The organism is Butyrivibrio sp. WCE2006, from assembly GCF_000701985.1.
Classification (GTDB): domain Bacteria; phylum Bacillota; class Clostridia; order Lachnospirales; family Lachnospiraceae; genus Butyrivibrio.
The window spans coordinates 1-26,136 of the sequence record NZ_JNKH01000034.1; the positions used below are offsets into that span (position 1 = coordinate 1).

Annotated in this window: 37 protein-coding genes and 17 tRNA genes; 5 read left to right on the plus strand and 49 right to left on the minus strand. The window is 40.8% G+C overall.

Translation table 11 applies throughout. The annotated features are described in order from the left end of the window. The 7 genes from yaaA to T501_RS22405 all read right to left on the minus strand — a co-directional run. On the minus strand, positions 1 to 616 hold a 616-nt coding region (gene yaaA, locus T501_RS15325; RefSeq protein ID WP_044915859.1), incomplete at its 3' end, for a peroxide stress protein YaaA. Between the two features lie 55 nt (positions 617 to 671). Then, positions 672 to 1,388, minus strand: a complete 717-nt coding sequence (locus tag T501_RS15330; protein WP_442856378.1) for a DUF554 domain-containing protein — start codon at positions 1,386 to 1,388, stop codon at positions 672 to 674. 119 nt (positions 1,389 to 1,507) lie between these two features. Beyond that, the gene (locus T501_RS15335) at positions 1,508 to 1,849 is read right to left on the minus strand and encodes a hypothetical protein (RefSeq protein ID WP_044915862.1); all 342 of its coding nucleotides are present in this window, start codon (positions 1,847 to 1,849) and stop codon (positions 1,508 to 1,510) included. A 111-nt stretch (positions 1,850 to 1,960) separates the two neighbouring features. Next, positions 1,961 to 2,104 (minus strand): hypothetical protein, encoded by a 144-nt coding sequence (locus tag T501_RS21480; RefSeq protein ID WP_155831394.1) that lies wholly within the window; start codon positions 2,102 to 2,104, stop codon positions 1,961 to 1,963. Positions 2,105 to 2,160: 56 nt separating this feature from the next. Further along, positions 2,161 to 2,523: a DUF1413 domain-containing protein gene (locus T501_RS15340; RefSeq protein WP_026509220.1), complete on the minus strand. Its 363-nt coding sequence runs from the start codon at positions 2,521 to 2,523 to the stop codon at positions 2,161 to 2,163. Between the two features lie 13 nt (positions 2,524 to 2,536). Next, the gene (locus tag T501_RS15345) at positions 2,537 to 2,923 is read right to left on the minus strand and encodes a hypothetical protein (protein ID WP_044915864.1); all 387 of its coding nucleotides are present in this window, start codon (positions 2,921 to 2,923) and stop codon (positions 2,537 to 2,539) included. 199 nt (positions 2,924 to 3,122) lie between these two features. Continuing rightward, entirely contained in the window at positions 3,123 to 3,248 is a 126-nt protein-coding gene (locus T501_RS22405; RefSeq protein ID WP_255347444.1) for a hypothetical protein, read from the minus strand. A 35-nt stretch (positions 3,249 to 3,283) separates the two neighbouring features. On the opposite strand from T501_RS22405, the gene T501_RS15350 reads away from it, so the two are divergent. Next, positions 3,284 to 3,952, plus strand: coding sequence for a GIY-YIG nuclease family protein (locus T501_RS15350; protein WP_050008349.1), 669 nt, complete (start codon positions 3,284 to 3,286; stop codon positions 3,950 to 3,952). A gap of 153 nt (positions 3,953 to 4,105) precedes the next feature. On the opposite strand, the gene T501_RS15355 is transcribed toward T501_RS15350, so the two are convergent. From T501_RS15355 to T501_RS21485, 6 genes are all read right to left on the minus strand, one after another. Next, on the minus strand, positions 4,106 to 4,426 hold the full coding sequence (locus T501_RS15355; RefSeq protein WP_330363539.1) for a TIGR04076 family protein: 321 nt from the start codon (positions 4,424 to 4,426) through the stop codon (positions 4,106 to 4,108). 7 nt (positions 4,427 to 4,433) lie between these two features. Continuing rightward, positions 4,434 to 4,847, minus strand: coding sequence for an EamA family transporter (locus T501_RS15360; RefSeq protein ID WP_026509216.1), 414 nt, complete (start codon positions 4,845 to 4,847; stop codon positions 4,434 to 4,436). A 4-nt stretch (positions 4,848 to 4,851) separates the two neighbouring features. Further along, on the minus strand, positions 4,852 to 5,403 hold the full coding sequence (locus T501_RS22215) for a DUF4298 domain-containing protein (RefSeq protein WP_242832933.1): 552 nt from the start codon (positions 5,401 to 5,403) through the stop codon (positions 4,852 to 4,854). A gap of 325 nt (positions 5,404 to 5,728) precedes the next feature. Next, on the minus strand, positions 5,729 to 6,253 hold the full coding sequence (locus tag T501_RS15375) for a tetratricopeptide repeat protein (protein WP_026509215.1): 525 nt from the start codon (positions 6,251 to 6,253) through the stop codon (positions 5,729 to 5,731). Continuing rightward, positions 6,234 to 6,659, minus strand: coding sequence for an NUDIX hydrolase (locus tag T501_RS15380; RefSeq protein WP_049945634.1), 426 nt, complete (start codon positions 6,657 to 6,659; stop codon positions 6,234 to 6,236). The genes T501_RS15375 and T501_RS15380 overlap by 20 nt, the downstream gene beginning before the upstream one ends. 140 nt (positions 6,660 to 6,799) lie before the next feature. Next, positions 6,800 to 6,961 (minus strand): hypothetical protein, encoded by a 162-nt coding sequence (locus T501_RS21485; RefSeq protein ID WP_155831392.1) that lies wholly within the window; start codon positions 6,959 to 6,961, stop codon positions 6,800 to 6,802. Positions 6,962 to 7,421: 460 nt separating this feature from the next. Here T501_RS21485 and T501_RS15385 point away from each other — a divergent pair, with 460 nt between their 5' ends. Beyond that, positions 7,422 to 8,276, plus strand: a complete 855-nt coding sequence (locus tag T501_RS15385) for a Cof-type HAD-IIB family hydrolase (RefSeq protein ID WP_044915867.1) — start codon at positions 7,422 to 7,424, stop codon at positions 8,274 to 8,276. Positions 8,277 to 8,288: 12 nt separating this feature from the next. After that, on the plus strand, positions 8,289 to 8,702 hold the full coding sequence (locus tag T501_RS15390; RefSeq protein ID WP_026509213.1) for a hypothetical protein: 414 nt from the start codon (positions 8,289 to 8,291) through the stop codon (positions 8,700 to 8,702). 20 nt (positions 8,703 to 8,722) lie between these two features. Here T501_RS15390 and T501_RS15395 read toward each other — a convergent pair whose 3' ends face one another. From T501_RS15395 to T501_RS20425, 36 genes are all read right to left on the minus strand, one after another. Continuing rightward, the gene (locus T501_RS15395; RefSeq protein WP_044915870.1) at positions 8,723 to 10,117 is read right to left on the minus strand and encodes a hypothetical protein; all 1,395 of its coding nucleotides are present in this window, start codon (positions 10,115 to 10,117) and stop codon (positions 8,723 to 8,725) included. 6 nt (positions 10,118 to 10,123) lie between these two features. Next, positions 10,124 to 10,831, minus strand: coding sequence for a metallophosphoesterase family protein (locus T501_RS15400; protein WP_044915872.1), 708 nt, complete (start codon positions 10,829 to 10,831; stop codon positions 10,124 to 10,126). 270 nt (positions 10,832 to 11,101) lie between these two features. Continuing rightward, positions 11,102 to 11,824 carry a PD-(D/E)XK nuclease domain-containing protein gene (locus T501_RS15405; RefSeq protein ID WP_026509210.1) on the minus strand — a complete coding sequence of 241 codons (723 nt, stop codon included), beginning with the start codon at positions 11,822 to 11,824 and terminating at the stop codon, positions 11,102 to 11,104. Continuing rightward, positions 11,802 to 12,968, minus strand: a complete 1,167-nt coding sequence (locus T501_RS15410) for a P-loop NTPase family protein (protein ID WP_026509209.1) — start codon at positions 12,966 to 12,968, stop codon at positions 11,802 to 11,804. The genes T501_RS15405 and T501_RS15410 overlap by 23 nt, the downstream gene beginning before the upstream one ends. A 213-nt stretch (positions 12,969 to 13,181) precedes the next feature. Next, positions 13,182 to 13,421 carry a hypothetical protein gene (locus T501_RS15415; protein ID WP_026509208.1) on the minus strand — a complete coding sequence of 80 codons (240 nt, stop codon included), beginning with the start codon at positions 13,419 to 13,421 and terminating at the stop codon, positions 13,182 to 13,184. Positions 13,422 to 13,432: 11 nt separating this feature from the next. Then, entirely contained in the window at positions 13,433 to 14,275 is an 843-nt protein-coding gene (locus T501_RS15420) for a TIGR02452 family protein (protein ID WP_044915875.1), read from the minus strand. A 31-nt stretch (positions 14,276 to 14,306) separates the two neighbouring features. Beyond that, positions 14,307 to 14,891: a hypothetical protein gene (locus tag T501_RS15425; protein WP_044915877.1), complete on the minus strand. Its 585-nt coding sequence runs from the start codon at positions 14,889 to 14,891 to the stop codon at positions 14,307 to 14,309. A gap of 42 nt (positions 14,892 to 14,933) precedes the next feature. Next, the gene (locus T501_RS15430) at positions 14,934 to 15,308 is read right to left on the minus strand and encodes a hypothetical protein (RefSeq protein ID WP_026509205.1); all 375 of its coding nucleotides are present in this window, start codon (positions 15,306 to 15,308) and stop codon (positions 14,934 to 14,936) included. 24 nt (positions 15,309 to 15,332) lie between these two features. Further along, complete coding sequence (locus tag T501_RS20955) at positions 15,333 to 16,268, minus strand: AAA family ATPase (protein ID WP_081843201.1); 936 nt, start codon at positions 16,266 to 16,268, stop codon at positions 15,333 to 15,335. Between the two features lie 16 nt (positions 16,269 to 16,284). Continuing rightward, a complete protein-coding gene (locus tag T501_RS15440; protein WP_044915880.1) occupies positions 16,285 to 17,391 on the minus strand; it encodes an RNA ligase in 1,107 nt (368 codons plus the stop codon). Further along, positions 17,388 to 17,975: a metallophosphoesterase gene (locus tag T501_RS20420; RefSeq protein ID WP_049945632.1), complete on the minus strand. Its 588-nt coding sequence runs from the start codon at positions 17,973 to 17,975 to the stop codon at positions 17,388 to 17,390. The genes T501_RS15440 and T501_RS20420 overlap by 4 nt, the downstream gene beginning before the upstream one ends. 18 nt (positions 17,976 to 17,993) lie before the next feature. Beyond that, on the minus strand, positions 17,994 to 19,040 hold the full coding sequence (locus tag T501_RS15450) for an RNA ligase (ATP) (RefSeq protein ID WP_044915881.1): 1,047 nt from the start codon (positions 19,038 to 19,040) through the stop codon (positions 17,994 to 17,996). A 17-nt stretch (positions 19,041 to 19,057) separates the two neighbouring features. Continuing rightward, entirely contained in the window at positions 19,058 to 19,819 is a 762-nt protein-coding gene (locus T501_RS15455) for a tRNA(His) guanylyltransferase Thg1 family protein (protein WP_242845541.1), read from the minus strand. A gap of 215 nt (positions 19,820 to 20,034) precedes the next feature. After that, a tRNA-OTHER gene (locus T501_RS15460) sits at positions 20,035 to 20,109 on the minus strand. Positions 20,110 to 20,191: 82 nt separating this feature from the next. Further along, positions 20,192 to 20,265 (minus strand) — tRNA-Thr (locus T501_RS15465). An 11-nt stretch (positions 20,266 to 20,276) separates the two neighbouring features. Continuing rightward, positions 20,277 to 20,353, minus strand: a tRNA-Ala gene (locus T501_RS21490). Positions 20,354 to 20,437: 84 nt separating this feature from the next. After that, a tRNA-Ile gene (locus T501_RS15470) sits at positions 20,438 to 20,508 on the minus strand. Between the two features lie 424 nt (positions 20,509 to 20,932). Beyond that, a complete protein-coding gene (locus T501_RS15475) occupies positions 20,933 to 21,631 on the minus strand; it encodes a metallophosphoesterase (RefSeq protein ID WP_044915883.1) in 699 nt (232 codons plus the stop codon). Between the two features lie 54 nt (positions 21,632 to 21,685). Then, on the minus strand, positions 21,686 to 22,042 hold the full coding sequence (locus T501_RS15480) for a helix-turn-helix domain-containing protein (RefSeq protein WP_049945162.1): 357 nt from the start codon (positions 22,040 to 22,042) through the stop codon (positions 21,686 to 21,688). A gap of 187 nt (positions 22,043 to 22,229) precedes the next feature. Next, positions 22,230 to 22,302 (minus strand) — tRNA-Asn (locus T501_RS15490). Between the two features lie 4 nt (positions 22,303 to 22,306). Next, positions 22,307 to 22,379 (minus strand) — tRNA-Gln (locus tag T501_RS15495). Between the two features lie 4 nt (positions 22,380 to 22,383). Beyond that, positions 22,384 to 22,456: transfer RNA gene (locus tag T501_RS15500), tRNA-Lys, on the minus strand. Positions 22,457 to 22,460: 4 nt separating this feature from the next. Then, positions 22,461 to 22,532, minus strand: a tRNA-Lys gene (locus T501_RS15505). A 4-nt stretch (positions 22,533 to 22,536) separates the two neighbouring features. Beyond that, positions 22,537 to 22,608, minus strand: a tRNA-Phe gene (locus T501_RS15510). A 4-nt stretch (positions 22,609 to 22,612) separates the two neighbouring features. Further along, a tRNA-Cys gene (locus T501_RS15515) sits at positions 22,613 to 22,684 on the minus strand. 176 nt (positions 22,685 to 22,860) lie between these two features. Then, positions 22,861 to 23,082, minus strand: a complete 222-nt coding sequence (locus T501_RS15520) for a helix-turn-helix domain-containing protein (RefSeq protein WP_027206587.1) — start codon at positions 23,080 to 23,082, stop codon at positions 22,861 to 22,863. A gap of 346 nt (positions 23,083 to 23,428) precedes the next feature. Next, positions 23,429 to 23,511: transfer RNA gene (locus tag T501_RS15525), tRNA-Tyr, on the minus strand. A gap of 4 nt (positions 23,512 to 23,515) precedes the next feature. After that, positions 23,516 to 23,604, minus strand: a tRNA-Ser gene (locus T501_RS15530). Positions 23,605 to 23,609: 5 nt separating this feature from the next. Then, positions 23,610 to 23,693: transfer RNA gene (locus T501_RS21495), tRNA-Tyr, on the minus strand. A 4-nt stretch (positions 23,694 to 23,697) separates the two neighbouring features. Beyond that, positions 23,698 to 23,771: transfer RNA gene (locus T501_RS15535), tRNA-Glu, on the minus strand. 4 nt (positions 23,772 to 23,775) lie between these two features. Further along, positions 23,776 to 23,849: transfer RNA gene (locus T501_RS15540), tRNA-Glu, on the minus strand. Between the two features lie 38 nt (positions 23,850 to 23,887). Further along, complete coding sequence (locus tag T501_RS15545; protein WP_029232986.1) at positions 23,888 to 24,118, minus strand: helix-turn-helix domain-containing protein; 231 nt, start codon at positions 24,116 to 24,118, stop codon at positions 23,888 to 23,890. 239 nt (positions 24,119 to 24,357) lie between these two features. Then, positions 24,358 to 24,429, minus strand: a tRNA-Trp gene (locus tag T501_RS15550). Positions 24,430 to 24,433: 4 nt separating this feature from the next. Next, positions 24,434 to 24,517: transfer RNA gene (locus tag T501_RS15555), tRNA-Ser, on the minus strand. Positions 24,518 to 24,607: 90 nt separating this feature from the next. After that, a complete protein-coding gene (locus T501_RS22955; protein WP_155994883.1) occupies positions 24,608 to 24,850 on the minus strand; it encodes a hypothetical protein in 243 nt (80 codons plus the stop codon). Positions 24,851 to 24,875: 25 nt separating this feature from the next. Next, positions 24,876 to 25,208, minus strand: coding sequence for a helix-turn-helix domain-containing protein (locus T501_RS20425; protein ID WP_050008350.1), 333 nt, complete (start codon positions 25,206 to 25,208; stop codon positions 24,876 to 24,878). 184 nt (positions 25,209 to 25,392) lie between these two features. On the opposite strand from T501_RS20425, the gene T501_RS15565 reads away from it, so the two are divergent. Then, entirely contained in the window at positions 25,393 to 25,731 is a 339-nt protein-coding gene (locus T501_RS15565; RefSeq protein ID WP_255347447.1) for a S24 family peptidase, read from the plus strand. 125 nt (positions 25,732 to 25,856) lie between these two features. Beyond that, the gene (locus tag T501_RS15570; RefSeq protein WP_242845542.1) at positions 25,857 to 26,048 is read left to right on the plus strand and encodes a helix-turn-helix transcriptional regulator; all 192 of its coding nucleotides are present in this window, start codon (positions 25,857 to 25,859) and stop codon (positions 26,046 to 26,048) included. Positions 26,049 to 26,136: the final 88 nt, after the last annotated feature.

Sequence of the window (26,136 nt, forward strand, 5' to 3'; positions counted from 1 at the left end):
CTCCCCTGGCCATCTTGGCATATGTCCCCTTTGTCACAAGCTTCCCATTTACCATCTCGCCAAATGTGATGGTGATGTAACAGTCATCCGGTTTCAGGTATTTTTCAATGCACTTTGAATACTCCTTCGATGCAAGATTTATTATAACACTGGTACCATCACTTACTTCATCATAGAGCCTGGATCCCCACAGATCATATAAATCCTTATGTCCATGAATTGCTGCCTTAGCCTGCATCTCAAGCCTGTATGGCGTAACTCCGTCCATCGGTTTCAGCACACCATAAAAACCTGAAAGAATTCGAAGATGCTCCTGCACATAATCAAAGCTTCTGTCTTCAAACACCGCAGGTGCCATATATTGAAACGCGATTCCTTCATATGAAAGTATAGCCGGTGTCAGCCTGTTACGAAGATCCATCTCTTTAATACGTTTATAATTCTGCTCAGTAATCTTATCATTACATCCCCACAGTTCTTGTAATTCAGAATGTGACTTATTGCAGAGCCACTCAAGTATTTCCTCCGTCTGGTCAATAAATACCGGAAGTCCCTGACACTCAAGTTTATCCGTATCCACATTCATTTTCTTTGCAGGTGAAAGAATAATCCTCATCACAGTTCTCCAAACATTTTTTCAGGTCCATCGGCTGATTTCATTTTCCCTAGCTTTACATAGCCGGTATGTATGCTGCAATAACCGCTATCACTAAGGCAGGCAGCATATTAGCCACTCGCACTTTCTTGCCCCAAACAAGGTTAACACCAACGCAGAAGATCAGTATGCTTCCGATAAGTGACAGATACGAAACAGCCATATCAGTCATAATAGGTGATACCAGTCTGGCAAGCAGCGTTATTGATCCCTCAAGCAAAAATACCGGTATTACTGAAAAGACACAGCCTTTTCCCATAGAAGCTGTCATGATTGCAACAATTATAAAATCTAAGACAGCTTTTACAGCAAGTGTCGAATAGTCTCCGTTGATTCCATCCTGTATTGAACCTACAATAGCCATCGCTCCTATACATACCGTAAGCGATGCAGTCACAAACGCATTTACAAATTCCGAATCCTTGCCATTACCACTTTTTATCTTAAGCCATTCTCCAAAACGCTCAAAAGCTCTTTCTATTCCGATCAGTTCTCCTATAACCGTTCCAATAGCAAGACTTAGAACCACAAGCATGGATCTGCCACCCACGAGTGCATTGTTCTCAACTTTCATCATACCCTCCATAGCACCTGAAATTGCTATGAAAAGTGTACTTATACCACATACCTTGCAAAGCGCATCCTGCTGATCTTCTTTAAATAGCTTCCCGGTTATATTCCCAAAGAAGCCAGCAACGATTATAGCAGCACTGTTTATTATTGTCCCCAACATTATCATGGTCTGATATTCCCTTTTTCAATATTCTCCTGGTATTTCCATGGATAATTATGCCCATGAAAAAGGCAGGGAACAATTCAAATAAAACTGCATCCTGCCTCATGGCATTATCATCAATTGAGTGCATCTGAATTCTGTTCCGATGCCTTTTTCCTATCGATCATTGCTCCGATCATCATACCTGCAAACATTCCAAGTCCTATTCCAAGGCACATACCTGTCGATACTTTGCCAAATATGAGATAACTTGCTATACATCCAACTGCAACTCCTATGCCCATTCCCCAACTTTGACCAAGTATCATATATCTGTGCTTGGCTCTGTTCTTTTCAATCTCTTCTTTATTCTTTTCTGACATCTCCTTAACGTTTTTGGAAGTTGCTACTCCAAACAAAAGATAAACCGGTGCAAGTACTCCGATCAATACGATGAATAACCAGATTTTAGGTGTCATATTTTCAAGTCTCCTCTTTTAAGTTCTCCTAACAAGATATATTATAATCCTGCCCCAATCAAGGTAGCATGGGAGAAGTGGTGAAATAGAAACTCATAATCTGTCCAAATGTTATTTGGGCAGGTTAGTATGTATTATCACTGTCTGTTTCCTTTTATCAGTATGAGATTTTTTGTTGTATTCACTGATATTATATTTCTTTTTTATCTCCCGCATGCCGTCAAAAACAACATGTTCCACCTTTTTCTTACCCATTATTATTTCCTTCCATTACTGTCATCTCTTTTTGGCATGTTATGTCCTCTTAATTGTTATAGCACCTTATATCGTGCCCTTTTTCCTCTGCTGCCACCATCGACATATTCCACTTTACCCGGATCTACATCTTTTACATACACAAAAAATGCTTTTCCAAATTGACCAGCAGTTCCTATCGATTTTGACATTTCTAGCCACTCCTCATCTGTGTAAAGAGAAGGCAAACAGAAGGGTTCATCATCCTTAGTGTATTTAATTAGCGCACGTCTCAACGCTTCTTTTGGAGTAAAAATGCTGGATTCTACTCCCAGGGACTTATTTTTTGAATAAAGCTTAACAGTTGTTCCCTCTTCTTTTGCTTTTCTTTCTAATTCTTTTAGTTCCTCATCCGTGACTGAAAACCTTACAACAGGCATTTTCTTTACCTCCTTAAGCCAATAACGCTGCTTCTATACAATTCCAAGGGATGTCATGTCTAATGATCGCAGCCCTTGTGACAGCTCCATCATTTGTTTTTGCATTCTTTGCAGCAGATAAAATTATATCCTTTGACAGCCCCGCCGCTTCTGCAATCCATAATAAACACTCAGGGCATGAAAGATTTGCATACATGATTTTTGCATCATAGTTAGGCTTCTTTCTTGTGAATCCCCCTTTCCCATTAGTAGCCTGTGCATCAAGCCATGTAAGTAAGTGCTCTTTTTGTGAGGACCAATGTACATTGTGCTTTTGCCCATGTGTAGCATTATACTCATCCGATATTGGGTAATGCTCTTCCTTTGTTTCCATTATTGCTTTTAATTCAAATATAGTCATAATGTTCCCCCTCAATCACAACTTTGGCCAAACTTGCTTCATGATTATATGGTAATAAGTCTGGCCAAAGTTGTCAACGCAAAAATTAAGACCGATTATATAACCGGTCTTAATACTAACTCTATTCTGATTATGACTTTGTAATAAGCTTACTCCCATAGTAAATCATTGCGCCTATTCCCCCTGCTGTAAATGTTCCTCACAAGATAAATCCTGTTCCCGGATGATCTTCCAAATAGTTTAATACTCTTTCTGCATCGCGTAGACGATCCTTCTCCGGGTATTGGCTCTGATTATCATTCGGTATCATTTCTGTATTATTCATGGTAAATCCTCCATGGATATGTGGATAGAGAGCTCTTGCACGTCACCCGGGGTGCTGAGGTTAATAGGATTTACATTATTATCCATGGTATTGATGCTTATAGATCAAGATATAAATTTGCGGTAAGGCTTACAGAAAAAGTAGATGCTGATTATTATCGCTGGGAAAAAGTTTCTCTAAACATAGATCAGTATAGAGACAGACTCATATTAAGGTGTAAACACAGATTTACATTTTATAATAGCAGTAAAGGTGCGCCGGATTTTGATGTCGAAGCTATTCTTCCACCAGAAGGAATGCGGTCTGTTGATCAGTTTAGAGACTATGACAGCGTAGAGCTTACATTCCCACAATTGAAAGAGATTGTTGATAATGAATATGTGGATTATTATGAGCATCTTTCTTGTGTTAAGGCTGTATATATGATCATTGATGGAAATACAGGTAGACAGTATGTTGGAAGTGCCTATGAAAGCACTAATAGCTTGTGGAGCAGGTGGAGTATATACGCAAACACGTATCATGGAAATAATGTCATGCTTAAAGAGCTGTACGAAAAAAATGGTGCGGAGTACTTCGAGAAGTTTAAGTATATCATATTACAGATATTTCCAAAATCCATTTCAGATAGAGAGATAATTGAAGCGGAGTCCAGATTCAAAGATAGATTCATGACTCGTGAATTTGGATACAACAAAAATTGAATATATCAAATACGGAAAGAAGATGTGTCGCCATCTCTAGTATAGTATTAAGAGAAAAAGCTGCCACAATTCTAGTGTCAGCTTTTTCATAACTATCCTCTTTTTCTCTATTGCCCTCGAGTTCTTTTCTAAAGACCTCATCTTTGCGGCACGTCACATGATCATATCCTCATCCATTGTTTCCAACAGAAAACTTACCGGTCTGAATCCATCGTTACAGGAAATCATTGCTGACTTTGGGTTCTTCATCCATCCGTCATAGAAATTCTCACCACCATGAGCCAGTGTCATTACAAAAGGCGACACGGTTTCCCATGCACTCTCACAGAAGCCCTCCGGTCTTTCCCATCCATTGCATATGAAGCTCTGTTCAAGCTTCATGCTACACGCATGCTCTATCGGATTTTCATACTTTTCCATCAGATCAGAATACTGAGTAATCTTTTTTACTGTGATCCTAACTTTCTTCATCATGCCTCCGTTACATCACCATAATCAGAGTGCCTGCACCAATAAGCACACATCCTATAAGAGATTTCGTTGTAAACTCCTCATGCAGAAAAACAAACGCCAGTACAAGTGTAATGACAACACTGAGTTTGTCTATCGGAACCACCTTAGATGCCTCTCCCATCTGCAAAGCCTTGTAATAACATAGCCATGATGCTCCTGTAGCCAGTCCCGAAAGGATAAGAAATATCCAGCTCTTTCTGCTTATGGTATTGATACCACCCTGAGCATTGGTGACAAAAACCATACCCCAGGCCATTACCACCACAACGCATGTCCTTATTGCTGTGGCAAGATTCGAATTAACTCCATCTATACCCACCTTTGCCAGGATAGATGTCAACGCAGCAAACACTGCTGAAAGAATTGCAAATAACAGCCACATGTCTTCAATCCTCACTCCCTGTATTTATCCAGTCCATCATTTCCTTATTGCGTTCCAACAGGTTATAGATTCCGTCCTCTGACAAAACACCACGCTTCAGTCTCTTAGGAAAAGTCCCTTTCTCATCCATGGCGAAATCGTCCTTCCACTGCTGACTTGTATAGTATTCCTCAAGTCTTTTGATATCGGACTGGAATTCTTTATACTCTTCTATTTTTGCTTCCAAAACATCAAGCCTTGCCGTCGCTTTATCCAGGAGTGCTTCCATCTGATATATATGCTGTGGTATGTTTTCACTGGCAAGCCTTCTTTTGAATTTATTCTTACTCCCGTTGTACTTTTTCTCCACCTCATAATCAGGTACCCATATCTGTGCCTCATTTATCTTATCCAAAACAAGCGAAATAGCTTCTTCATCGCTAATACCTTCATTTACCTGCTTCTTGTATGCCTGGTACATCCACTCCGCTATCTTTGATTTCTGTTTATTCTTAAGCTGGCCATAGCCCTTGTTCATCTGAAGGAGTTTGCCATTTACCATTTTGTGTTTACTCATATGTCCGTTCCCATCTCATCGCATCTTATCTTATGAAATATTATACTCGCATTCCGGCACCACAAGCACCCATTTTAGGCAGATCACGTTTTCACCGAATCTTCACACTTTCCACACAGAATTTTAGTTTGGCTTAAGTAAGATTAGTTATCATAAGAACATCAAGAGGAACACAAAACCTCTTGTAACCCCTCATAAGAACACTTTTCTTCATAAAACACAAGCTGCCAGAAACATGACAATCTGGCAGCTAACCCTCAAAAACTCAGCTGCAGAAATGCAGCTTTTATATATTAATCACATAAGGCTTACGATCACCGTATTTTTACTCATCTTCTTCCTGCCCCTTTTCCTCCTCAAGCACCGACAGAAGAGACGTCGCAAGCGAATCCCCTTTTTCTCTTAACTCTGTCAGGACTCCCTGCTGTTCCTCTATTATAGACAAAGCTTCCTGCTTTCTATCAAGGTTCAGATAACACAGTGCAAGCATAATCCTGTACATGATCTTCCTTCTCGGATCAAGGACAATCTTGTCACCCATATTTTCAAACTCCGAAAGAGCAGCCTGATATTCCTGCTTGCAGACATAGGCTCTTCCCCTGTTCAGATGCAGTATCTGCTTAAGGATTGCCGATTTGGGATTTCCAATCATATCCGTGAGCTCTGCCATGTACATGTCCGGATCCTTCTCCAAAAGCGGATTCAGTGACTCTATCTTTTTCAGAAGTCCCATAGCCCAGACAACATTTATAATTGTAGTTATTATCAGAACAGCTACCCCATATATCAGATAAACTAATATTGATGTAGCCTTATTATCAAATTTCAGGTCACAAAATGCAGCTGCCATTATCGATACGACAAATATTGTCACCAAGCCTACAAGCAACCTCGTTGTCCTTGAACATCTTGCCATGGAACTCCATCTCATATTTTATATGGAACTTACCCGCGAAAGTAAAATCTCCCTCATAGGCTTTTATTCCAAGCTCCTCGAACAATTCTCGCTGAGCTGATTCCAGCGGATCATCACCAGCCTGGATGTGCCCAGCTGAAGAAGTGTCATACATTGAAGGAAACGATTCCTTATTAGCACTTCTCTTCTGCAGCAGCACCTGATATGAATCACCAGCCTTTCGCACTATCCATATATGTGCAGTCCTGTGCGGTATTCCCTTATCATGAGCCTCTGACCTTGTAACTGTCCTGCCCACAGGAAAGCCATTATCATCTGTTACATCAAAAATCTCTTCCAAAAAACTATCCCCCTCACTTCATCATAATGTATCAATATTATAACGTAAAAATCCCCGGAGCATTGACCCAAAATTAGTCAACATCTCCGGGGATATAATCCTATTTGGTTTCATTTCAACTTAATCTATCCTTTGAAGAATCAGAGTGTAAATGTTGCTCCAAAAGCTACTGTCATCTTCTCTCTGTTATAGAATGCTGAAAGCTTCTCAAGGCATTCATCATACATTTTATGGAATGCTTCGTTTCTCTGCTCTCTCTTAACTTCTGCTTTTCTTGTATCCTGAACATCGTTAAATCTCATAGTATTTTACCCCTTTCTTGGTTATGGTATATGTTAGCCAGTTGGCTGTTGCTTTTTTCTTTCTGAGCTTATAATATTATTTCCCGGGTTTTTAAAACACAATATTCATCGTTTTTTCTATCTATTCATTGTGTGCCCTCTCTGTAATTATGTTATACATCACCCAGCAATATCCCCATATCAATTTCATTGGATTTTTATAATTATTATCATGTATTTTTTGATTGGCTCGTTGTTACTAAGGATGACTAAAAAAGAATAAGGGAGTATTTATCAAGATTTCAGGATTTAATGGAATCTAAATAGACAGTTGATGTACCAATTATGACAGAAATAGACTTTCATAAGACAGTTATGGAATTCAAGTAGTCAGTCTGAAATTATATGCCGCACCTTGGCATTTCTTCAAAATCATGTATAATTTGCAAGGATGAACACAGATATACAAGAGGACGTTATTATGCCTATTTCAAATAAAGCTAACAACAAAGAAGGCTTCCTACCCTACAGCCTGATTGCAATGGATATGGATGGCACCCTTCTTACATCGGATAAAAAAATTCTACCTGAGACGCTTGATGATCTTTCATTGGTAGCTGATAAAGGAGTACACCTATCCTACGCAACCGGCAGAGCACTTGTTGAAATGAAGGAGTACTTTGAGATAACTCCCATGATCCGCTATGCCATCTGCTACAGTGGCGCAATAATATATGACTGCATGGACATGAAGGTCATTTACAGAAAAGAAGTACCTTCTTCCTGCTTTGAAAGAATAATTGAAGTCGCAGATAAATACGACGGAATGCTCACTTTCCTCACAGAAAATGAATCCATTGTATCTTCAGCTGATATCAACCACATGGACGATTTCCATATGGGAGTTTACCAGCCAATGTACCTTAAAGTAACCAGACAAGTTGATGACATGGCTGCTGAAAGTCGAAAGCACAATTCCATCACCAAGATAAACATATACTTCCGGAATCAGGAAGACCGTCACCACGGTTATGAGGAATTAAAAGACCTCCCCCTTACATTTGCACTTGCAGAAGAAGCAAGCCTTGAAATGAATGCTGAGGGAGTATCAAAAGGTACCGCCCTTAAGACTCTGTCTTCTCTCCTTGATATCTCCATAGAAGAAACAATGGCTATCGGAGATGCCGACAATGATCGCGATATGTTAACCACCGCAGGAATTTCTATCGTCATGATGAATGCACGCAGTGATATAAAGAAGCTTGCAAACTATATTACAAAAGACAGCGACCATAACGGTGTTGGCTTTGCTATCAGAGATTATTTTGATTTTTAATTGGAGATAACAATGGAAATAAACAAGAATACCCTAACTGAATTCCGAAGAGATTTTAAGGAAGCTGTTGCAAGTCTTGAAGAGAAATATGGTGTGACCATCTCTCTTGGCAGCATCTCATATTCCGAGAATGACTTCACCAGCAAGCTTACCGTAAACAACGGTCATGACAAGGATGATATCGCCCAGAGGGAATTTGACCGCGATGTGTGGAAGTATGCCCACCTTGGTCTTGGAAAAGGTATGTATAAGAGGATCTTCGTTGGTCTTGACGGCAACAAATATGCCCTTCTCGGATTTAATACAAAAGCCCCCAAGTATCCGCTCATCATCCGGAACATACGCGAAAGTACCGTTGTCAGAGCGCCTGAGGGCTTCATTAAAGAGCTTACAAATGAGTATTACGCTGAAAACTTCCTGCTATAAATTGCATCCATGTTTTTATATCAGTCCTGCACCAATACTGCAGGTTCCTCAGGAAGCCATGTGATCTTGTCAAACCAGGCATCCTCATCTTTATAAACATGAGTAAAATCTATGATATCACCATATTCATCAGGGAAAAGATCTGAACAGTATCTGGTATACATATGATGAGGAACAACTCCTACATAATCTGATCCATCAAAACTTGCCACCATTTCTTCAGCACTTCCAATGATTACCGGAAGTCCTGCATCTGATAACGCAAGATAAAAGCTTATTGACTCAAACTGTCTGTGAACGCCGACTATATAAAAGTAATATCCTGCCTTCTTGATCTTTTCCTGATACTCTTCCTCTGTAATCTCGCCTCCTCGTAAATCCCATTCAAGATCACGTGTATCATTGCAGACATACAGCTCCATGTGTGTGCTGTTTCCACCGGGGACAACTTCCCAGGGATGACCACCTTGCTGCTCTCTGTTGTAATACCACTCATCCCAGGCTTTAGGATCTTCAAAATCTATACCCGGACCCTCATTAAGACCATGGCCCTTACCCGTCAGACCTTCGTCCCTTCCATCCGAAAAACGCATATACATCTCTGATAATGAGAATCTACTGGTGTCTTTTCCTATTGCATCATATCCCAGTTTGCATGCCTTGAAGAAATCATTTGCAGTAAAATCTTTGATCCGTCCGATTTTATCCAGATCATTTACACCGGAACCGATCATTTCCCTAAACCGACTCACAGCTTCTTCAGATAATCCATCATAAGCATATTCCTTAGTTTCTGGATCAGTGTTCCAAATATCAGAACGCTTTACCACGCCTGTACGGAATTCATATGGAAGCTCTTTTTCGACAAGATCATTATATTTTCCTTCCTTAAGAAGGCACATGGCCTCCTTTACTGCCGGTATTATAAGTTCACAAAGCTTTATTGCTGCCTCTTCAGCGTAATATCCTCTTCCTTCAAACACTACGTCATCCATGGATGCAGCGATTATTCTCTCATTTCCCAGATCCATGCCATAATAACTAAGTTCACCATTTCTATCGAGGCACCAAGCAACTACAAGTTCATACCAGATATACTCATCCGGATAATCATGATTCCAGCGCTGCTCATATTCCTCATAGGTTTCTACATCACCATAAAGCTTCATATCTTCAAAGCTGTCGTAGTCATCAATCGTACCTCGCGGAATCCTAATCCACAGCGCCTTTACATCACTATTCTTCCTGATTGGTGCCAGCGGCTTTAGTATTTCAAATATTGGTTTCATGGCAGCAAACAATTCCGGCGTTGACTTTCTGGCATTGATCAAATCCCTGCTGTCAAAATAACGAATAAGACTGTCAACGTCCGGTGCCACCAGTTTGTATTGTTTATCATCATCCTCAAAAAACATAATTCTTCACTGCTCCTCAGCTTCTGAATAAGACCTTCCTTCAGTATCTACAATATATAGTTTCTGATTACCATAAGCACTACCGTCAGAGTATGTCGAGAAAAGATCCAAAGACAATACTCCACCCAGGTTGAGTGGTTCCTCCACTGGAGTGTGCCCAACTACCTGGTAAAAAACGTCATCCCTGAACATCCTGTAAAAATCATTTTGAGGTCTTGCCCAGATTGGCGAACTGTTTCTCCATAACTGATCCTTTTTCATATGATTAATTTTTGTGATAATCTCATCTATGTCTTTGATATGATATCCACATGCATGAAGTACAAAAGTCTCAGTAAGTCCCGCATGACTGAAAAGAGTATTTTCAATCTTATGCACGAATCTGTAGCGATCCTCCAGCACACGCTCTAGCTTGGTAATCCCTTCAATAACCGTTTCCCTTGCTTGTATTGAATAACCTGATTCCATAGCATCCCAAAGATATGAAACATCATGATTTCCATAACACCATAGGGATTTGTCATGAGTTTTCCCAAACTCTGCAGCCCTGTCCAATGTCTCCCTATAAACATCGAGGTCATTTCCCCTGTTCCAATCGTCTACAAGGTCTCCAAGAATTACAATGTCATCAAAAGAATCCCTAGTTACTTTATCTGCTTTATCAAAAATCCAGGGCTTTAAATGCACATCTGGAATAACCAACACTCTGCTCATTTCTAATATGTAATTCTACGGAACGTGACGGAATAATACGTTCTCTTAGAAATAGAACTTTAGGTTCGAGAATTTCGAACAAAAGGACAAAAGAAAAAGCACCAGCCACAAGTGCAGCGCACTCATGAGCTGATGCTCAGTATTACGACTATATTTCATCCATCTCAGCCAGACAGCTAACTATTATTTTTTGTATTTAAAAACATCCATACTGGCTATTTGTGCAATTCCCTTGGCCAAAAAAAGATGCCGAGGAATGTTTATCGGTTTCTATAGCATCACAAACACCTTCACGTTTTTACTCATGTCAGTTTTCTCATAGGTATCCCTAAATACATCGATATTGTCTATTATTCTGGCTTTATCATATATTAAAAAGAAAATGTTTTTATTATCATAGTGAACAATGTCAGATGCTACTTCCTCTGAAAGCTTTTTAGCGGAAAGGCTATCTCTTGTACATTTTAACTCTATCGCAATGTCAAACTCATCAATACATATGTCTTTTCTAACAGCACACGCTCCTGCATCCTGATACTCTTCTATTCTGGCAAGCGGAAACACTGCTCTTAGCAGAGCATATACTATATGTTGCAGATCATATTCATTACCAATATCAAAACACTTTTGCATACTCAAAATACTGTCAGTGCATTTAGTATGTGGCTGTCGCTTAAACATATCCTGCAGATAAAGCTGCACCTTTCCTAATACTCTCTCAACGATGCAACATGCTTCTTTCTCGCTGACGTGATTAAATTGGGGTTCACTCTTAAGTATGCTGATAGCTCTTCTTTTGGATTCCTGTAATAGTTCCTTCTGGCCAATTACAGAAAATCTATTATTTGATATCGGTATAAGCTGCTCTAAGCCATCTGCGATTTCTTTGGATCCCTCTGATTTCAATTCATCTATGATATCTAAAATTGCTCTTTCTAACGCTTTAGTGTCTTCTATAGCCTGAATAAACTCAATACTCTGTTCCCTGTTCATTGCGCCCCCAACGTAAATAGAATAAGAATAATGCTTCTATAACATACAGTACGTTATCTCTCCACTCAAGAACCTCAAAAGTTCTGTTTTTATCGTTTAGGACTTCCTGTATGTTGCCCAGATATTCTTTTAATGATTTAGGTGTAACCTTATCATCTCCAACAATTGTTTTATTGATTCTCGTCAACAGGTCATCGAATCCAATCTCCTCTATAGGCGGATCCTGAGCAATAGCTTCAAGTATAAGCGAATATAAATCCAACTCTCCCTTGCTTGTACAATATTTTTTTCGTTCTCTACCACGTTTTGTCTTTCCATTACTGATAACAGCAGTGACGTTTTTAAAGTCCAGGTTCAGAGTTGAAAACTTATAAGCTTTTTTTATAATCTCTTCGCTAACATCAACTGCATTACCAGAATCTGCCTTTATAAGCACACACAGATTAAGGCATAACAATTGCATCAATTGAGGTGATGCAAGGCTCTCGCCGACTAAGCTTTCAATATACTTATCATCAACATATATTCCAAGCTGCGCAAATCCTTTTCTTGGAATCTGTCTCAATTCATCCTTAGACCAGGGCTTAATATCGATTATACTTATACGTCCCTGCAGATCAGGATTGGTTCTGATTGCATCGTCACATCTGTGAGGAAGCGAAGATATTATTACCTTTAGTCCTTTCCTGATAGCGTCTTTCAGCTGTTGCGATAAAAATCGCTGTATTTCTTCGCTTGCGTAATGAAAATCATCAATAAGCAGCACAAGTTCATGCTCCTGATAATAAGCTATAACATTTTCTCGTGTTACAATGTACTCCTCAGATATAGAATTATCAGTATTTCCTGTAGTAACCATTCCCGATAAAGGCATCCCTGCCTTTGCACCGATTGTCTTCCATACATTTTCTTTATTCAAAAAGTCTGAACCCAATACTTCTACAAGGTTGTCGATTCCCACAACTCTTTCACACAGTACCGTTTTTCCTATTTTGGATGGACCGGAAATAAGTGTTATATACCCAGACATATTTAACGCCTGCTCAAGTCTCTCCTCATAAGTAAAACCTAGCGCAGCTTCTCTGGAAATATAAGTAGTCACAGGTAATGCCCCTGGCTTAAAAATTTCAGCTGATTTGTTCATGAAAGTGATACCTCCTGTTAATGGTATTATATCACTTTTTAAAGGCTTTTAATGACTTTATTGTATATTTAATGGATTTTAATGTTTTTTAATGGTTTTTAAAGGTTTTAATGCATTTTTATATATTTTTAATGTAAGATAATGGTGAGATACGATTATGTGAGAAAATATTGAAAAATAAGTGGTTTGCCTCATATTCTAATACCTTGCTACTCAGAATTGTTTTGGTTCCAATAGTCTTATCTCTATTGCATAGCAATTTCGCCCATAGCTTAACACTCCCTCTTCTCTGTATTCGCTTCTCACAAGCCCGATACCAAAGACCGTCCTGCTATCATTTTCATGTGGGACATCCTCAACAAATCTGTAATCCATATAATCTCCAGAGAAGTGATCACAAATCTGTATCCTTGCTGTTCTATCTATCATTTGCCTTAAATCGCCAAATTTCATTATCCCTATTCCTATCTGTTAGCTAATAACCTCTTAAACACGTCATAATTTCGGCTATCTCTTGGACTGCAATATACGGCGAACTCTATATTTTTGAACAGGTGTAGGAAGTCGCCTATCACATTTGATGCAGCTTTGGCAACAATATCTGGTTTATTCTGAAATGCTCCACATCCAAATGCCCCCAATATAACTACTTCATCAGCATTAGCCACGGCAACATCCAATATTCTCCTTAGCCTCTTTTCATGAAGCTCAAGCAGATCTTTATCTGATATTTTCACTTTTTTCGTTCCATCGCTCTTATTATATGGATTACTTGGATTTTCCCGTAGATTAGGAGCAGCACAGGTAATAACGTCAACCTCATACCACTGAGTTTCTGGCATGGCAACAGGAGCTGCTGTGTCTGTTTTAAACACTACAACTCCCGGAGTATATATAATGTCATCATTGTGAATTGGATCAGCTGCATTCCTGTGGGGAGCATAAAATCCATTCCACATCTCCTTGGTATTAAGCATGCTGTACAAAGTCGAGCATCTGCACAGACATTCTTCCTGGGCTGTAGATCCCTTAACTACTCCACCGCCCGGATTTGTTGCTGAAGCAAAATTATGAACAGCAACTCTCATCCCTTTGTATGCACTTGCAGCTTCTAATGCTCTTTTCTTTGAGACTATAATCTTAGCCGCCTCATCATATTTATCATTGTCATATGCAGATGTTGAATCGCCCTCCAGAATAAGCTTCTGATTCTCAGATGCCAGTTTTATAGACTCCCTTAATCGACCGTTCTCTTTGCACATTTTTTCCGTATCCTGGAATATTGCTACATTTTCATCTCGTCCCATTATTCTCACCTTCTTATTCTGTCAATTCGTATCATGAATACAATTTCTCTAAAAGAGCTTTATTGTCACAATCATATTTTTCAATCTCATCACGAATCTTCTGCTTAAAGTGTCTGAAGAATAATTCTATGTTCTCCCGTTCAGAACCTGTGTAGTTATTCGTCTGATGATGGTACTTATCCAAACTGTAGATATAGAGAATAGACTTTGAGATTCTCGGGTCAGCATTACATGCAACTCCCACAGCAAAGAAATATATCATAGTAAATGTCTGTTTTCTTGCAGATGCTATCATACATATACGTGGACTCTCCATCTGCAGAATTCTGAACGCATCTTCTTCGAACTTCTTGTTCTCAATATCAGTTTGTGAAAGAGGTCCGTATTTACTCATATCAACCTCTTTCTCATCATGGTCCATAAAGTTACCAAGAAATAGTTTCTGCCCGCAAGAACAGCTGACTGTTATTGCCATGCCAAGAGATGTTGGTGAAAAAGAATAGGAAAACCTGTCTCCAGCCAGTCCCTCAAGACAGCCATCATGAAGCTTTTGGAATTCATTTAGTTTTTTCGCATCTCTGCCTGTTATTTTAAATGTGATGTCCTCAGTTTGCATCTATATTCTCCTGTTTCCATCCTTCTAGTGCCTCATCTTCTCTCATAAAACTAAATCAGCATAATCTCTGGTGTCGTACCATTCTGATTTGTACCAGTCCTCACAGAACTTCATTGTATAATCAACGCCACATTGTTCGCCAGGAACGTCATAGATACTTCCTCCTGGTCCGAGGAATGCACCCCAGTATTCATCAGCTTTCTCACTGTCCCTACTAAGCTCTTTGGCTCTTAGCTCACAAATCCTATACACCGCAAGCGCTCCAGATTCACTATAGTTAAATACATAGATACGTTCATCAGGACTATATAAATCCCCAACATCCTGCAAGTATGTGAACATTTTCTTAGCTGAATCAAATGTAATAGGGCGATATTTAATACTATTTCTATTATTGTTTTCGATTCCCGAATTCATAAGCTACATTCTTTTAACTGATATTCATAAATCCCACGCATCTTCTGTCAGCAAGCTTTCAGGTTCTCCCTTAATTCTTTGCAATGTCTTCCGTTCTGACTCATTTAATTCTGATGTAGTAAAACAATTCGATTCATCTTTTGCAATAAACTTTGCCCATAGAGTATCCATGTCAGAGCAATTACCACATGTTCTTGGACTAAGCACTCCAAACATCCCAATGTGAGGAGGATAATCCCATCCACTCATATATGCCTGCTCAGCAGTTATATATTCTTTTTTTCCACAGACCTCACAATAATGCCAAAAAGGTCTTCTTTTCATAGACTCTATGAGTTTTTCCTTTTCTTCTCTCCTAGCATCTTCAGCCTTAATCATCTCTGCTTCTTTCTGTAGCTCTTTTCTTGCTATATCAACTATTTCAGGCTTAGGATCATCCATTCTTAGGACAGGTTTGCCATTTTTTACAGCAAAGATATTGTCAAAGCCTTCACTTGGGTTTGGAAACTCTATTTCTGCTTCAATAGCTTTATAATATTCAAACCGATCATCTAATCCACGCTTTTGGATATTCATCTTCCACCGATCATCATCAGGGCACATTACATGGACATCTATAGTCACATCACCGCACTTCCTGATTTCATCAATATATGCAATACGTCGCTTGGCCTTATAGAAGGTCTGCTCTACAACAACTATCTTGCCTGCCTTAACGTCTCTCAAAATATCTTCGAGAAGCATACTATTAGCCTTCATAACACATTTTTTCTGCACAGAAATTGGAATTGCGTCTTCATACCCTGCCTCATCATATGCTCTTTGTTGATAATCATATGCATTTAAAATGTCTACGTCTTCCTGCGAAAACATTTCATTTATATAAAATGATTTTCCAGAAGCAGTTGCTCCAATCACAAAAGTTATAGAACTCATTAAGTCCCTCCCTATAACGTCCATAATAATTTCTCAGCTTTCAATTACTTATCTCAGGATACTCCACAATCAGTTTTTCAACATTTGCCGGTGCAAGCACTGCCATGATATCAGTGATGTCCTTTTCGTTCCCAATTGCCTTGAATCCAGCCCATGCGTATGGAGAATCCTTTATGGTCATGGCTACTGCTTTCCTGTCGTGGTCGTATTCTTCATAAAGGCGCCTGGAATAGAGCATCATGTCTTCTGCTTTATGCTTCATCTCAGCAAACTGCCAGTCATAATACTTTATGATATGCGCATTAGCCGGAAAATCTTTTGCCAGCTTTGAAAGATCCTCACCATTACAGAAAAACTCAGCCATTCTCTTTACGGTGAACACTTTATTCGTAGATAATCTGTGCATAGCCACATATGCCGGAGACTTTATCTTGACCCTGTTATGTTTCTCATCAACCACGACAAAGCCCTCATCCTCTATCTCGCCACCCTTATTTAGCGCAAGAGCAGCAACAAGACACTCATTCAAAGATATTAGTGCGAAGCTCCTGGGTCTCCTAAATTGCAGAAGCTCTGTATCCAACTCTTCACCTGTAAGATTATTTCTTGCGGTCAGGAAGAACAAAGCAGTCATTTCATATCTGACAACAATCTGACTAAGTGGAGAAACAAGCTCAAAAATGTAGGTATAGTCTTTATTCAGTTCCTCAAAAGGAATCTCATTTACGTTTTCCGCACGGGCAATTATGTCCGCATAAGTCAGTTCCTTATACCCTGGAATAGCTGCATCCTTAGCATCACAGGTTGAGCTTGTTGCAAATCTCCATGCACCTTTGTACCAGAAAAGCTTTATCATAGAGCCATCTATTTTTTCCAGCACCCTGGCGCTATTCCAGTCGATATCTGCAGCGTACTGTTCCTGTACATTAAAGAACTTATCAAACGGCCAGCAGACCACAGAAAGCTGAACCACATCAATTACGATTCCTCTTGCTTCACATACCAGTGGATCTGAGAAATCAGCTTCTGCCATATACTTAAAGCATGCCAGATCACCATTACGGCTTATCCTAATGAGCCTTGCATTCAGCTTTTCTTCCCAGCTATCTGTATTATTTTCTATAAACTCTAATATCTTCGATTTCATTGCTGTGTCTCTTTACTAATCCACTTCTTTTCTTTCTTCTCCACTGCATGATCAATCGTGATCCTGTGTATACTGTCGATATCAGATAGAATCCCGTCTTTTATCAGTTTTCCAAGATTGACCGGAGTATATCCGCATACATTGGCTGCAAGGTTTAAATGCTTGCAGCCTTCCTTGTACATCTCCATGTTACTGTGGTCATGTCCATGGATGTTAAGACACCACGGAAGTCCGTATACCGGCTCATGTGACAAAAGAATCTTGTCTGCTATAAATAGTGGACCGGAATATATCTCATTGAAAAGGTCCTTGTAATCTCCCCTTCTGTCATGGTTTCCAAGAAGCAGTATCTTCTTTCTGACCCTGAGCTTTTTTATATATTCAGGACTTCCAACATCTCCCAGGCAGACAAATGTGTCATTTTTCATGATCACAGAATTCAGGATATTGACCTGTTCATCTGGTTCTATCCAGTCAGGGTCCATGAGTTTACAATCAGAATCTTTAAAATGCGTATCAGACAGGATATAAACAGATCCATTTTCTGACCAGTGCCTGAATGGTTCATATAAAGTTGATATCATGCTGCCTCCCGTCTATGATCACTCATCATTTTTCATTAGATACTTGTTGTTTATCACTTTCATTGATAAAGGCCCGCTAAGTGTATAAGAGTGAACAGGCGTAACAGGCCTTATTACTATTCCCTCTCGTATTGTCCCATTGTATCCAACACCTTCTGCCCTTGCTAATAGAGCCGCCTCATCAGGATACTTTGCTAAGAGATCATCGCCTTCCTCTTCCACCGGAACCATCTGACATCCGACATATCTGCAGATTTCCTTAAGCGTTGCCAGGTCAGTTCTCTTATCATCAGCTCTTGCCGTAAATACAAACCACTCTGGCTTCTTAAGCCTAAGTCTGTTCTTCTGTATTCCTTCCCCGCACCATTCTCCCTGGAGAACCAAAGAGCTCAGTCCATGTTCCTCTGCATATACCTTCATCTTTTCTGGAATACCTGCTGTTTTTACATGCTCCACAAACGCTGACTTTCCGTCATCCTTATAAGTGAAGTTATGGCCGGTAAAAGAAATTTCTCCGTCCCTTACACCTATGGAATGGCTTGAACCATCCATCTTGGTTGTTATGTAATAAGGCAGCCCCTTAAACTCATTAAGCAGCTCCGGCGCTGACTGTATCCTTGTCTCATCAGTCTTAGGTATATATCCGGGCCGATCACCTATCATGGTTCCTCCTGATCCTGCCCTTTCTGGCATTTCCCACTCGCGAACTCCAAGGATTTCCGTCACATCCATTCCTTCTTCAAGACTCATCCCCTGAAGCTTTGAGAGCTTATCAATCCCAAGGCATAATCCCTGGGATATCTCTCCCCTGAACTTCATAGTCTTTAATCTGAATCCTTCACCCATAAAATCATTACTTCTGTAGGAACTCTTTCTCAGGAATTCAAACTCCTCACATACAGGGAGAAAGGAATCTATCTCGAAATAGACCACCAGATCTCCCACATGAAATTCTCCCTTTCCTCCGACACACTTCCATCCAAGAACCTGAACAAGTTCCAGTCTGTCTGCATCGGGTATTGGAAAGACTTCCTTTATCTTCTGTATTGATGCTAATTTTCTCATTTTTCTTTTCATCCTCCTTAAGTAAATTTCCGAATAAAGCTGCCATATTCATCACCTAACGGCAGTTCGTAATCTACATGTATTCTTTTACGTGTTGTCATCTTTGTTTCACCAGTAAGCGGATTAAATCCTTCTTTTCCATACTCTTCTATCCACATGCCTACGCCTCGTTTCTGCCATGAGGGCAACTTATCATAATTGATTCCTCTGCTGAAAAGCAGCTCATTTTTATACGCAACACCTTTTCCTTTCAACTCTGACGTAGCTTTATGAACTGATGTGCCCTCCTTTCGGAGCATCCAGTAACAATGTGAATTTAGCGCATTCCTGTTAGCATCTTCCTGACGCCACCTGAAGTAATCCTCAACTCTCTCCGCATTTGGAAGAGGCACCATTCTACAGTCAAATGTTGCCGCCATCCCAAGTTCAAGCGAAAAGACTGCGCTTGCTTCAGCAGCAAGTGTTGAATTATACTTGCGCACTTTTCTGCCGAATGAATCTTCATCTGCCGCAAACAATAATGAAATCTCATCGCTTTCTGTATAGGCGTATACCACTCTGAATCCGCAATCCATGAGAGTTTTTGTTGTTTTCACCATCATATCTCTAAACTTTTCATCAAATGGTGCTTCAAAATGACAGACTTCCTTAGTAAGTCTTGTAAAGCCTCTGCCATCAAGCCTTGCCACCATATAAATATCTGGAAGCAATACCTGATCTAAGGACTGCTCGTAAACACGCATCTTTTTGTCCATCTCATCAAAACGCATTTCTATCATCTCTCCCTGCTATACTTATTTTCCCAAATCTTGTAAATCCGACTGTTACGGCGACGCCCGATAGGTGGACACCATCTGATTTTCACACCACCACCGGATTAATGTGACGGCGCACAATCCATTTAATTAAATGATATCCCTATACATACTGACTGTCAGTTAACTCGTGGTTGATAAAACATGAAGCTGAAACATGCAAGTTTTCTATAGCTTAGTCGCGGGAGCAGGATTCGAACCTGCGTTGCACAGCTTATGAGGCTGGGCTGGAACCATCTCCAGACTATCCCGCAATATAAACGACTCTACAGAGAATCGAACTCTGATCTCCGGATAGACAGTCCGGCATAATAGCCTTTATACTATAGAGCCAAAAGCCTACCCAGGGACTCGAACCCTGAACCCTCTGCTTACAAGGCAGATGCTCTAGCCAGTTGAGCTAGGAAGGCGAAAGCTTAAATGGATCTTGTGGGAATTGAACCCACCTGAATATCCTGCTTGCAAAGCAGGCGACCACCCCATGCAGTCCCAAGACCCGCGGTGCAGAAGTCCGTGCCTGTAGACTTCTGCTAAAGTATTAAGTTTTTCAGGAATAAGAAGTGCCTGCTAACTATTCCCTAATAGGGCGACTGAGAATCGAACTCAGGTTAGATGCATATAAGACACCGGTTCTCACCATTGAACTACCGCCCATCATTTTTTATATTAAAAAAGGACCTACCCACTTTCACGGATAGATCCTAAAACCCTGATTATTATTCCAATGTGCCTGGTATCAGTCTAACATCGGACTTTATAATCTATCCTTCTATTTCTTTCTATACCTTTTTTGCCGCGTGATGTCGCCAAATCGAGCGCACGAGTACTAAGCATATCGATCGTGCAATCATATGCTGTAGTTTCTATGGCTGTGAAATTTGTAAACATCATATTTCTCATTGAAAGCTTAAAACCTTACCTTTCGTAGTATTTCTGTTTTAATTTAACAAAAAAGGAAGCGACCGCATATTTATGTTGATGATTGCATCAAAATAAATAGGACAGGCACTTCCTATGTATTTACATTAGCACCTGTATTATGACTTGTAAAGCACTTTTTCTAAATCTGCAAAAAAATTATGCTTCTTCATATTTCCGGGTTGCAGTATCCACAATATACAACTTCTGGTTACCATACGGATCCCCATTTGAGTATGTTGAAAAAAGATCCAGCGTCAGTACGCCTCCAAGGTCAAGTGGTTCCTCTACAGGTGTATGTCCCACAACCTGGTAAAAGAGATCATCCCTGAACATTCGGTAGAAATCAGCCTGAGGTCTTGCCCAAATCGGTGAATTATCCCTCCACAGTTCCTGCTTAACCATACGGTTAATCCTTGCAAGGATATCATCAATCTCTTTCATATGATATCCACACGTCTGAAAGACAAAACTCTCCGTAAGGCCGGCATGACTGAATAGCACATCATCAATTTTATGGACAAATCTATAACGTTCTTCAATAACACGCTCCAGTCTGGTAATACCTTCAATAGCAGTTATCCTTGCCTGGACAGAATACCCCGATTCCATGGCATCCCAAAGATAGGATACATCGTGGTTGCCATAGCACCACAATGAATGGTCATGCTCTTTTCCAAATTCAGCAGCCCTGTCCAAAGTCTCGTTATATGCGTCTAAATCATTTCCCTTTCCCCAATCATCTACCAAATCTCCGAGAATTACAATGTCATCGTAGCTGTTCTCATCAACTCTATCAGCCATATCAAAAATACATGGCTTTAAATGTACATCAGGAATCACAAGTACTCTGCTCATTTCAAAACTCCGATTATTCCAAACTGATTCATTGCTTCACTAACATTAGGGCTCTCATCTTTTCTCAATCAAAACTTCCCATTTCTTTACGGCTACAGGGACTAAAAGATTATCAACACTTACACCCAGAAGGCCGCTGAGAATATAAAGGTTTTCAATCACAAAAAAAGAGCCTTTATGTCGCCATTTATTAACAGCCTGCGGAGTAATACCCAATTTATCAGCAATGGTCTTATCTTTTAATCCCTTTGTTTTAATCAGATTGCACACTCTATTCTTTGTAGCTTCAAGGTCAAGTCCTTTTACCCTGTCAGGTTCTTCCCAAGACACAGTGTAATCCAAAGGCTCCAACATGTGTCTAAATCTATTTGCTTCTAGGATCTCCATTACTTTTCTATATCCATCATCCATCGATATTGCCTCCTCTATTTTTATTTTATTGGAGATTTATCTCATTGTATATAAACTCGTGGTTGATAAATTGGATAGCTAATCTACAAAGCACCTCTATAGGAAAAGAGTCCCAGGAATGGGCCATGATCCCATAACCTTCCGCGTATGAAGCGGATGCTCTACCTCCCACGCTATCCTGGAATAGCGGACACAGAGGGAATCGAACCCACAACCTCCCGGTTAACAGCCGGGCGCTCTGCCGATTGAGCTATGTGTCCAGAACTACGGTAGCAGGACTCGAACCTGCAACGCCCTGAGTCAGAGTCAGGTGCTCTACCAATTGAGCTATACCGCAATAATGCTGTTAGTGGGGCTCGAACCCACGACCTTCAGATTAAGAGTCTGCTGCTCTTCCAACTGAGCTACAACAGCTTAGTGCTCCCCACGGGGGTTGAACCCGCATCTCTCGGCTTAAAAGGCCGGTGCATATCCGCTCTGCCAAGGAAGCATAATGGGCCCGGGTGGGGTCGAACCACCTCGCAGGGATTTTCAGTCCCCAGCTCTACCAGTTGAGCTACAAGCCCTAAGAGACATAGGTGGGATTCGAACCCACGTTGGCGGAGTTGCAGTCCGCTGCCTTTCCAGCTTGGCTACCATGTCTTAACTACGGCACTTGGAATCGAACCAAGATTACCGGAACCTACAAGCTTCACTAGACTCGCCAAAACCTCGTCAAGTGAACTTGTATGGTTCGCACTAAGCTCGATAAAACCTCGCTAAGTGCTCTACTCAAACATCCTGTGGGCTACCATTACCCCATGCCGCAACGCGCAGTCTTAATCGACTGCAATTATGTCATCAATCGGAACTTCCAGATAAACTGAAAGCGCTACAATCCTATCTATGCTTGGAAGCACTTCCCCTCGCAGATATCTATATACAAGGGATGTGCTTGCTCCCAGGTACTCAGAAACCTCTGGTACTGTATGTCCGCTCTCTCTGATCAGTTCCCTAATCCTAATTCCTGTTCCTTCAATATCAATTACTGGATAATCCATTCTTCCATTCTCCTTTTTCGCATTAAAAAACCACTTAACTCTTGCAAGCTAAGTGGCTACAGATCTCAATGACCTCATTTATTCTTAATGCTCCGGATCATCCATCATTTGGCATATCCAGGACCACTTTCCACCAACTTGCAATTTGCATAACTAACAAAGCACTTCTGATTTTTGCAGAACTGCATAAACTGTTTGTTATTAAATTGCTTGTTGATAGTTACGTAGTACATTTACAATAAATCCTCTTAACTTTCTGCTGCTCCCCGCAGCTCCATATCTTTGTTCTGTTAGTATTATCTCCCTGTCGGACCTATTTGTATAGTGTCATCAGATGACACTTAAGTGGGCAGGGTGAGACTCGAACTCACGGTGTTTCCTTGTCAGGGTTTTACAGACCCCTGCCTTCGCCACTAGGCATACCTACCCGGAGCGTTTGCGGAAGGATTCGAACCTTCGGCACAGTTTAGCCGTGCTTCGCTTTAGCAGAGCGATACCATAAGCCATCTCGGTCACGCAAACATAAGTGGGTGGAGCAGGAATTGCACCTGCGGTGTTTCTAATGTGGGAGTTTTACAGACTCTTGCCCTCGCTTCTAGGCATACCCACCCATAATAGCTCCTGCGGGACTCGAACCCGACATTTCCAGCTTGAGAGGCTGACGTCCTTACCAATTAGACCAAGAAGCCACAGTGATCCCAACGGGACTTGAACCCGGTATCTCTGACGTGAAAGGCCAGCGTCCTAAACCATTAGACTATGGGACCATACGCAGGCACTTTAACGCCTGCAATCTATATTCAGTTCATGCGCTTAGTGAATAAAGCCATTCCCCTTCAGTTACGATAATGTCGTCCATAGCAACACCTAAAACAGCTGCTAATACGACTAAATTGTCCAGTGTTGGCATGGCAGTTCCGTGCTGCCACTTGTAAATCGCCTGTGGAGTAGCAAAACCGAACACATCCTGTAAATCCCTCACAGACATACCGGCTGCCACTCTTAAATCTGTAATTCTCTGTCCCGTGGCGACCATATCGATCGCTGGAATATTCTGTGTCATTTCCGACTCCTTTCTGGCCTCTGGCCAAGTACACGAGGTGGGGTGCTGCACATCCAGGGGATGTGCGCTTAGCACCGACCGAAGTAGAACGTAGATCGAACCCACATGCCGCGCCTGTCTCCACTCCGTTTCGGTCGGCTCAGAACAAGCGTCCCCCGGACGCTTTGAGCCCTAAATCAGGTGCGTCTACCAACTTCGCCACTCGTGCAAAACAGACCCGCCAGGACTTGAACCCGGACTAACAGTTTTGGAGACTGCTGTGCTGCCAATTACACCACGAATCTATAGCGCAGAGCCTGGGATTCGAACCCAGATATCCGTGAGGAATGTCGGTTTTCAAGACCGATGCTGTACCAATTGAGCCAACTCTGCATATTTTGAGGCAAAAGAAAAACCGCTTGCCTTTTCATCTAAGGTAAGCGGTACGCAAACATGTTTATCTATAAGCTTCCGATCCGGTCTCTATACTATCCGGTTCTTAGCCAAAACAACATTTTCTCGCATTTGCCTATCCTTAAATGAGCGCATGAAATTAAACATCCACTCTGATTTGCTCTGGAGTGATGATTCATAACTTTCGCTATAGAGGCAATAATTGCGATTCACTGTTGTCATGTCTCTTTCTTTTCCTTTCCGGGAGCTCTTATCTGCTCCGCTTATCTCTCTTATATATCGAATGATAACACCGGTAAGATTAGTTGTCATTATATTTGTAGTATAAAATAATCGGTCAGATCTTTGCAACAGCCCTCATCTGAACCAGCATAATCTGCTTGGTCTTTTCATCCATAGCCCCAAACAGCTTAAGAAGCTCAACAGAATCCGCATCAAGCTCCGGGGCCTTGATAACTCCACAGATAAGGTATTCAACTGTAGTACCAAGAACATCAGCGAACTCTGCAATCATGCTCTGTTTCATATCGCCATGGTCATTCTCATAATAAGAGATCATGCTCTTTGTAGTGAGCATTGCTTCAGCAAGCTCTTCCTGTGTCATGTTCTTCCTGATCCTTGCTGCTTTAAGTCTCTGTCCAAGTGTTTCCTCTTTAAGTGTTGTATTCATCTTCTCCCTCTTTCCGGGCCGAAACCAGAAAAAGGTTAAAGAAAAGGACACACAATAAGACTCAGCCTTCAACTGATTTCTTATCATGCGTCCGCGGTGGGTCATGCCCCCATATCATGATGCCCTAATTTAATTGTCATGTTATGCACGGAAGTCCGCGCCTGTATTCTAAGTCAATTCACAGATAGCATCTGCCGGAACCGGCAACTTTATAGATGATGATAACTTTGAAGAAGTTGAAATCCATGATTATGTTCCAAGAAAAGCCAGCTTTGGTGTATACCTTGATGGAGACAGTATGGAACCTACTTTTAAAGACGGACAACTGGTATGGATTGAACAGACAGAATGTCTTGATTCCGGAGATATCGGACTTTTTTACCTGGATGGAAAAACTTATTTCAAAAAATATATTGTGAAAGCAGCCGGTAGTTTCCTGCAATTACTAAACGCAAAGTATAAGCCACTTCCCATAGGCGAATACAGCACATTCAAAATTTTCGGCAAGCTTGCCATTGATTAGTGTCCGTATTATAGGACATTCCTTTTGGTATGATGGTACTTGTCAGAAAGGCTTTACCTATTACCGAGAGGAGATGATGTTTTGAAAGATTTGTCTTATTCCAACAAACTCTATGACCTTCGTAAATGAATAAGCTCAGCCAGAATAAACTGGCAGACGAACTGGGAATCAGCAGGCGCACCATCAGCATGATAGAGAATGGTGAGCAGAATGTTTCCCTGGATTATGCATATAGGATCTCAGCCTATTTTAATCTGCTAGTTCAGGAAGTTTTCCCAGAAACAAAAGAAAAATCTGGCCAAGCAAATACAGAATAATCTATTGGTACATCAGCCCGCTACAAGAGCGGGCCAGTTTATGCCTAAAAATCAAAGGTGAGAATATACTTATTCTCTTCATCATAAT

Coding starts and splice junctions, on each gene's coding strand:
- T501_RS15330 (WP_442856378.1), bottom strand. CDS start 1,388: ATGTTGGGGACAATAATAAACAGTGCTGCTATAATCGTTGCTGGCTTC.
- T501_RS15335 (WP_044915862.1), bottom strand. CDS start 1,849: ATGACACCTAAAATCTGGTTATTCATCGTATTGATCGGAGTACTTGCA.
- T501_RS21480 (WP_155831394.1), bottom strand. CDS start 2,104: ATGGGTAAGAAAAAGGTGGAACATGTTGTTTTTGACGGCATGCGGGAG.
- T501_RS15340 (WP_026509220.1), bottom strand. CDS start 2,523: ATGCCTGTTGTAAGGTTTTCAGTCACGGATGAGGAACTAAAAGAATTA.
- T501_RS15345 (WP_044915864.1), bottom strand. CDS start 2,923: ATGACTATATTTGAATTAAAAGCAATAATGGAAACAAAGGAAGAGCAT.
- T501_RS22405 (WP_255347444.1), bottom strand. CDS start 3,248: ATGAATAATACAGAAATGATACCGAATGATAATCAGAGCCAATACCCG.
- T501_RS15355 (WP_330363539.1), bottom strand. CDS start 4,426: ATGATGAAGAAAGTTAGGATCACAGTAAAAAAGATTACTCAGTATTCT.
- T501_RS15360 (WP_026509216.1), bottom strand. CDS start 4,847: ATGTGGCTGTTATTTGCAATTCTTTCAGCAGTGTTTGCTGCGTTGACA.
- T501_RS22215 (WP_242832933.1), bottom strand. CDS start 5,403: ATGAGTAAACACAAAATGGTAAATGGCAAACTCCTTCAGATGAACAAG.
- T501_RS15375 (WP_026509215.1), bottom strand. CDS start 6,253: ATGGCAGCTGCATTTTGTGACCTGAAATTTGATAATAAGGCTACATCA.
- T501_RS21485 (WP_155831392.1), bottom strand. CDS start 6,961: ATGAGATTTAACGATGTTCAGGATACAAGAAAAGCAGAAGTTAAGAGA.
- T501_RS15385 (WP_044915867.1), top strand. CDS start 7,422: ATGCCTATTTCAAATAAAGCTAACAACAAAGAAGGCTTCCTACCCTAC.
- T501_RS15390 (WP_026509213.1), top strand. CDS start 8,289: ATGGAAATAAACAAGAATACCCTAACTGAATTCCGAAGAGATTTTAAG.
- T501_RS15395 (WP_044915870.1), bottom strand. CDS start 10,117: ATGTTTTTTGAGGATGATGATAAACAATACAAACTGGTGGCACCGGAC.
- T501_RS15400 (WP_044915872.1), bottom strand. CDS start 10,831: ATGAGCAGAGTGTTGGTTATTCCAGATGTGCATTTAAAGCCCTGGATT.
- T501_RS15405 (WP_026509210.1), bottom strand. CDS start 11,824: ATGAACAGGGAACAGAGTATTGAGTTTATTCAGGCTATAGAAGACACT.
- T501_RS15410 (WP_026509209.1), bottom strand. CDS start 12,968: ATGAACAAATCAGCTGAAATTTTTAAGCCAGGGGCATTACCTGTGACT.
- T501_RS15415 (WP_026509208.1), bottom strand. CDS start 13,421: ATGAAATTTGGCGATTTAAGGCAAATGATAGATAGAACAGCAAGGATA.
- T501_RS15420 (WP_044915875.1), bottom strand. CDS start 14,275: ATGGGACGAGATGAAAATGTAGCAATATTCCAGGATACGGAAAAAATG.
- T501_RS15425 (WP_044915877.1), bottom strand. CDS start 14,891: ATGCAAACTGAGGACATCACATTTAAAATAACAGGCAGAGATGCGAAA.
- T501_RS15430 (WP_026509205.1), bottom strand. CDS start 15,308: ATGAATTCGGGAATCGAAAACAATAATAGAAATAGTATTAAATATCGC.
- T501_RS20955 (WP_081843201.1), bottom strand. CDS start 16,268: ATGGACGTTATAGGGAGGGACTTAATGAGTTCTATAACTTTTGTGATT.
- T501_RS15440 (WP_044915880.1), bottom strand. CDS start 17,391: ATGAAATCGAAGATATTAGAGTTTATAGAAAATAATACAGATAGCTGG.
- T501_RS20420 (WP_049945632.1), bottom strand. CDS start 17,975: ATGATATCAACTTTATATGAACCATTCAGGCACTGGTCAGAAAATGGA.
- T501_RS15450 (WP_044915881.1), bottom strand. CDS start 19,040: ATGAGAAAATTAGCATCAATACAGAAGATAAAGGAAGTCTTTCCAATA.
- T501_RS15455 (WP_242845541.1), bottom strand. CDS start 19,819: ATGATAGAAATGCGTTTTGATGAGATGGACAAAAAGATGCGTGTTTAC.
- T501_RS15475 (WP_044915883.1), bottom strand. CDS start 21,631: ATGAGCAGAGTACTTGTGATTCCTGATGTACATTTAAAGCCATGTATT.
- T501_RS15480 (WP_049945162.1), bottom strand. CDS start 22,042: ATGGATGATGGATATAGAAAAGTAATGGAGATCCTAGAAGCAAATAGA.
- T501_RS15520 (WP_027206587.1), bottom strand. CDS start 23,082: ATGGATTATCCAGTAATTGATATTGAAGGAACAGGAATTAGGATTAGG.
- T501_RS15545 (WP_029232986.1), bottom strand. CDS start 24,118: ATGGTCGCCACGGGACAGAGAATTACAGATTTAAGAGTGGCAGCCGGT.
- T501_RS22955 (WP_155994883.1), bottom strand. CDS start 24,850: ATGACAACTAATCTTACCGGTGTTATCATTCGATATATAAGAGAGATA.
- T501_RS20425 (WP_050008350.1), bottom strand. CDS start 25,208: ATGAATACAACACTTAAAGAGGAAACACTTGGACAGAGACTTAAAGCA.
- T501_RS15570 (WP_242845542.1), top strand. CDS start 25,857: ATGAATAAGCTCAGCCAGAATAAACTGGCAGACGAACTGGGAATCAGC.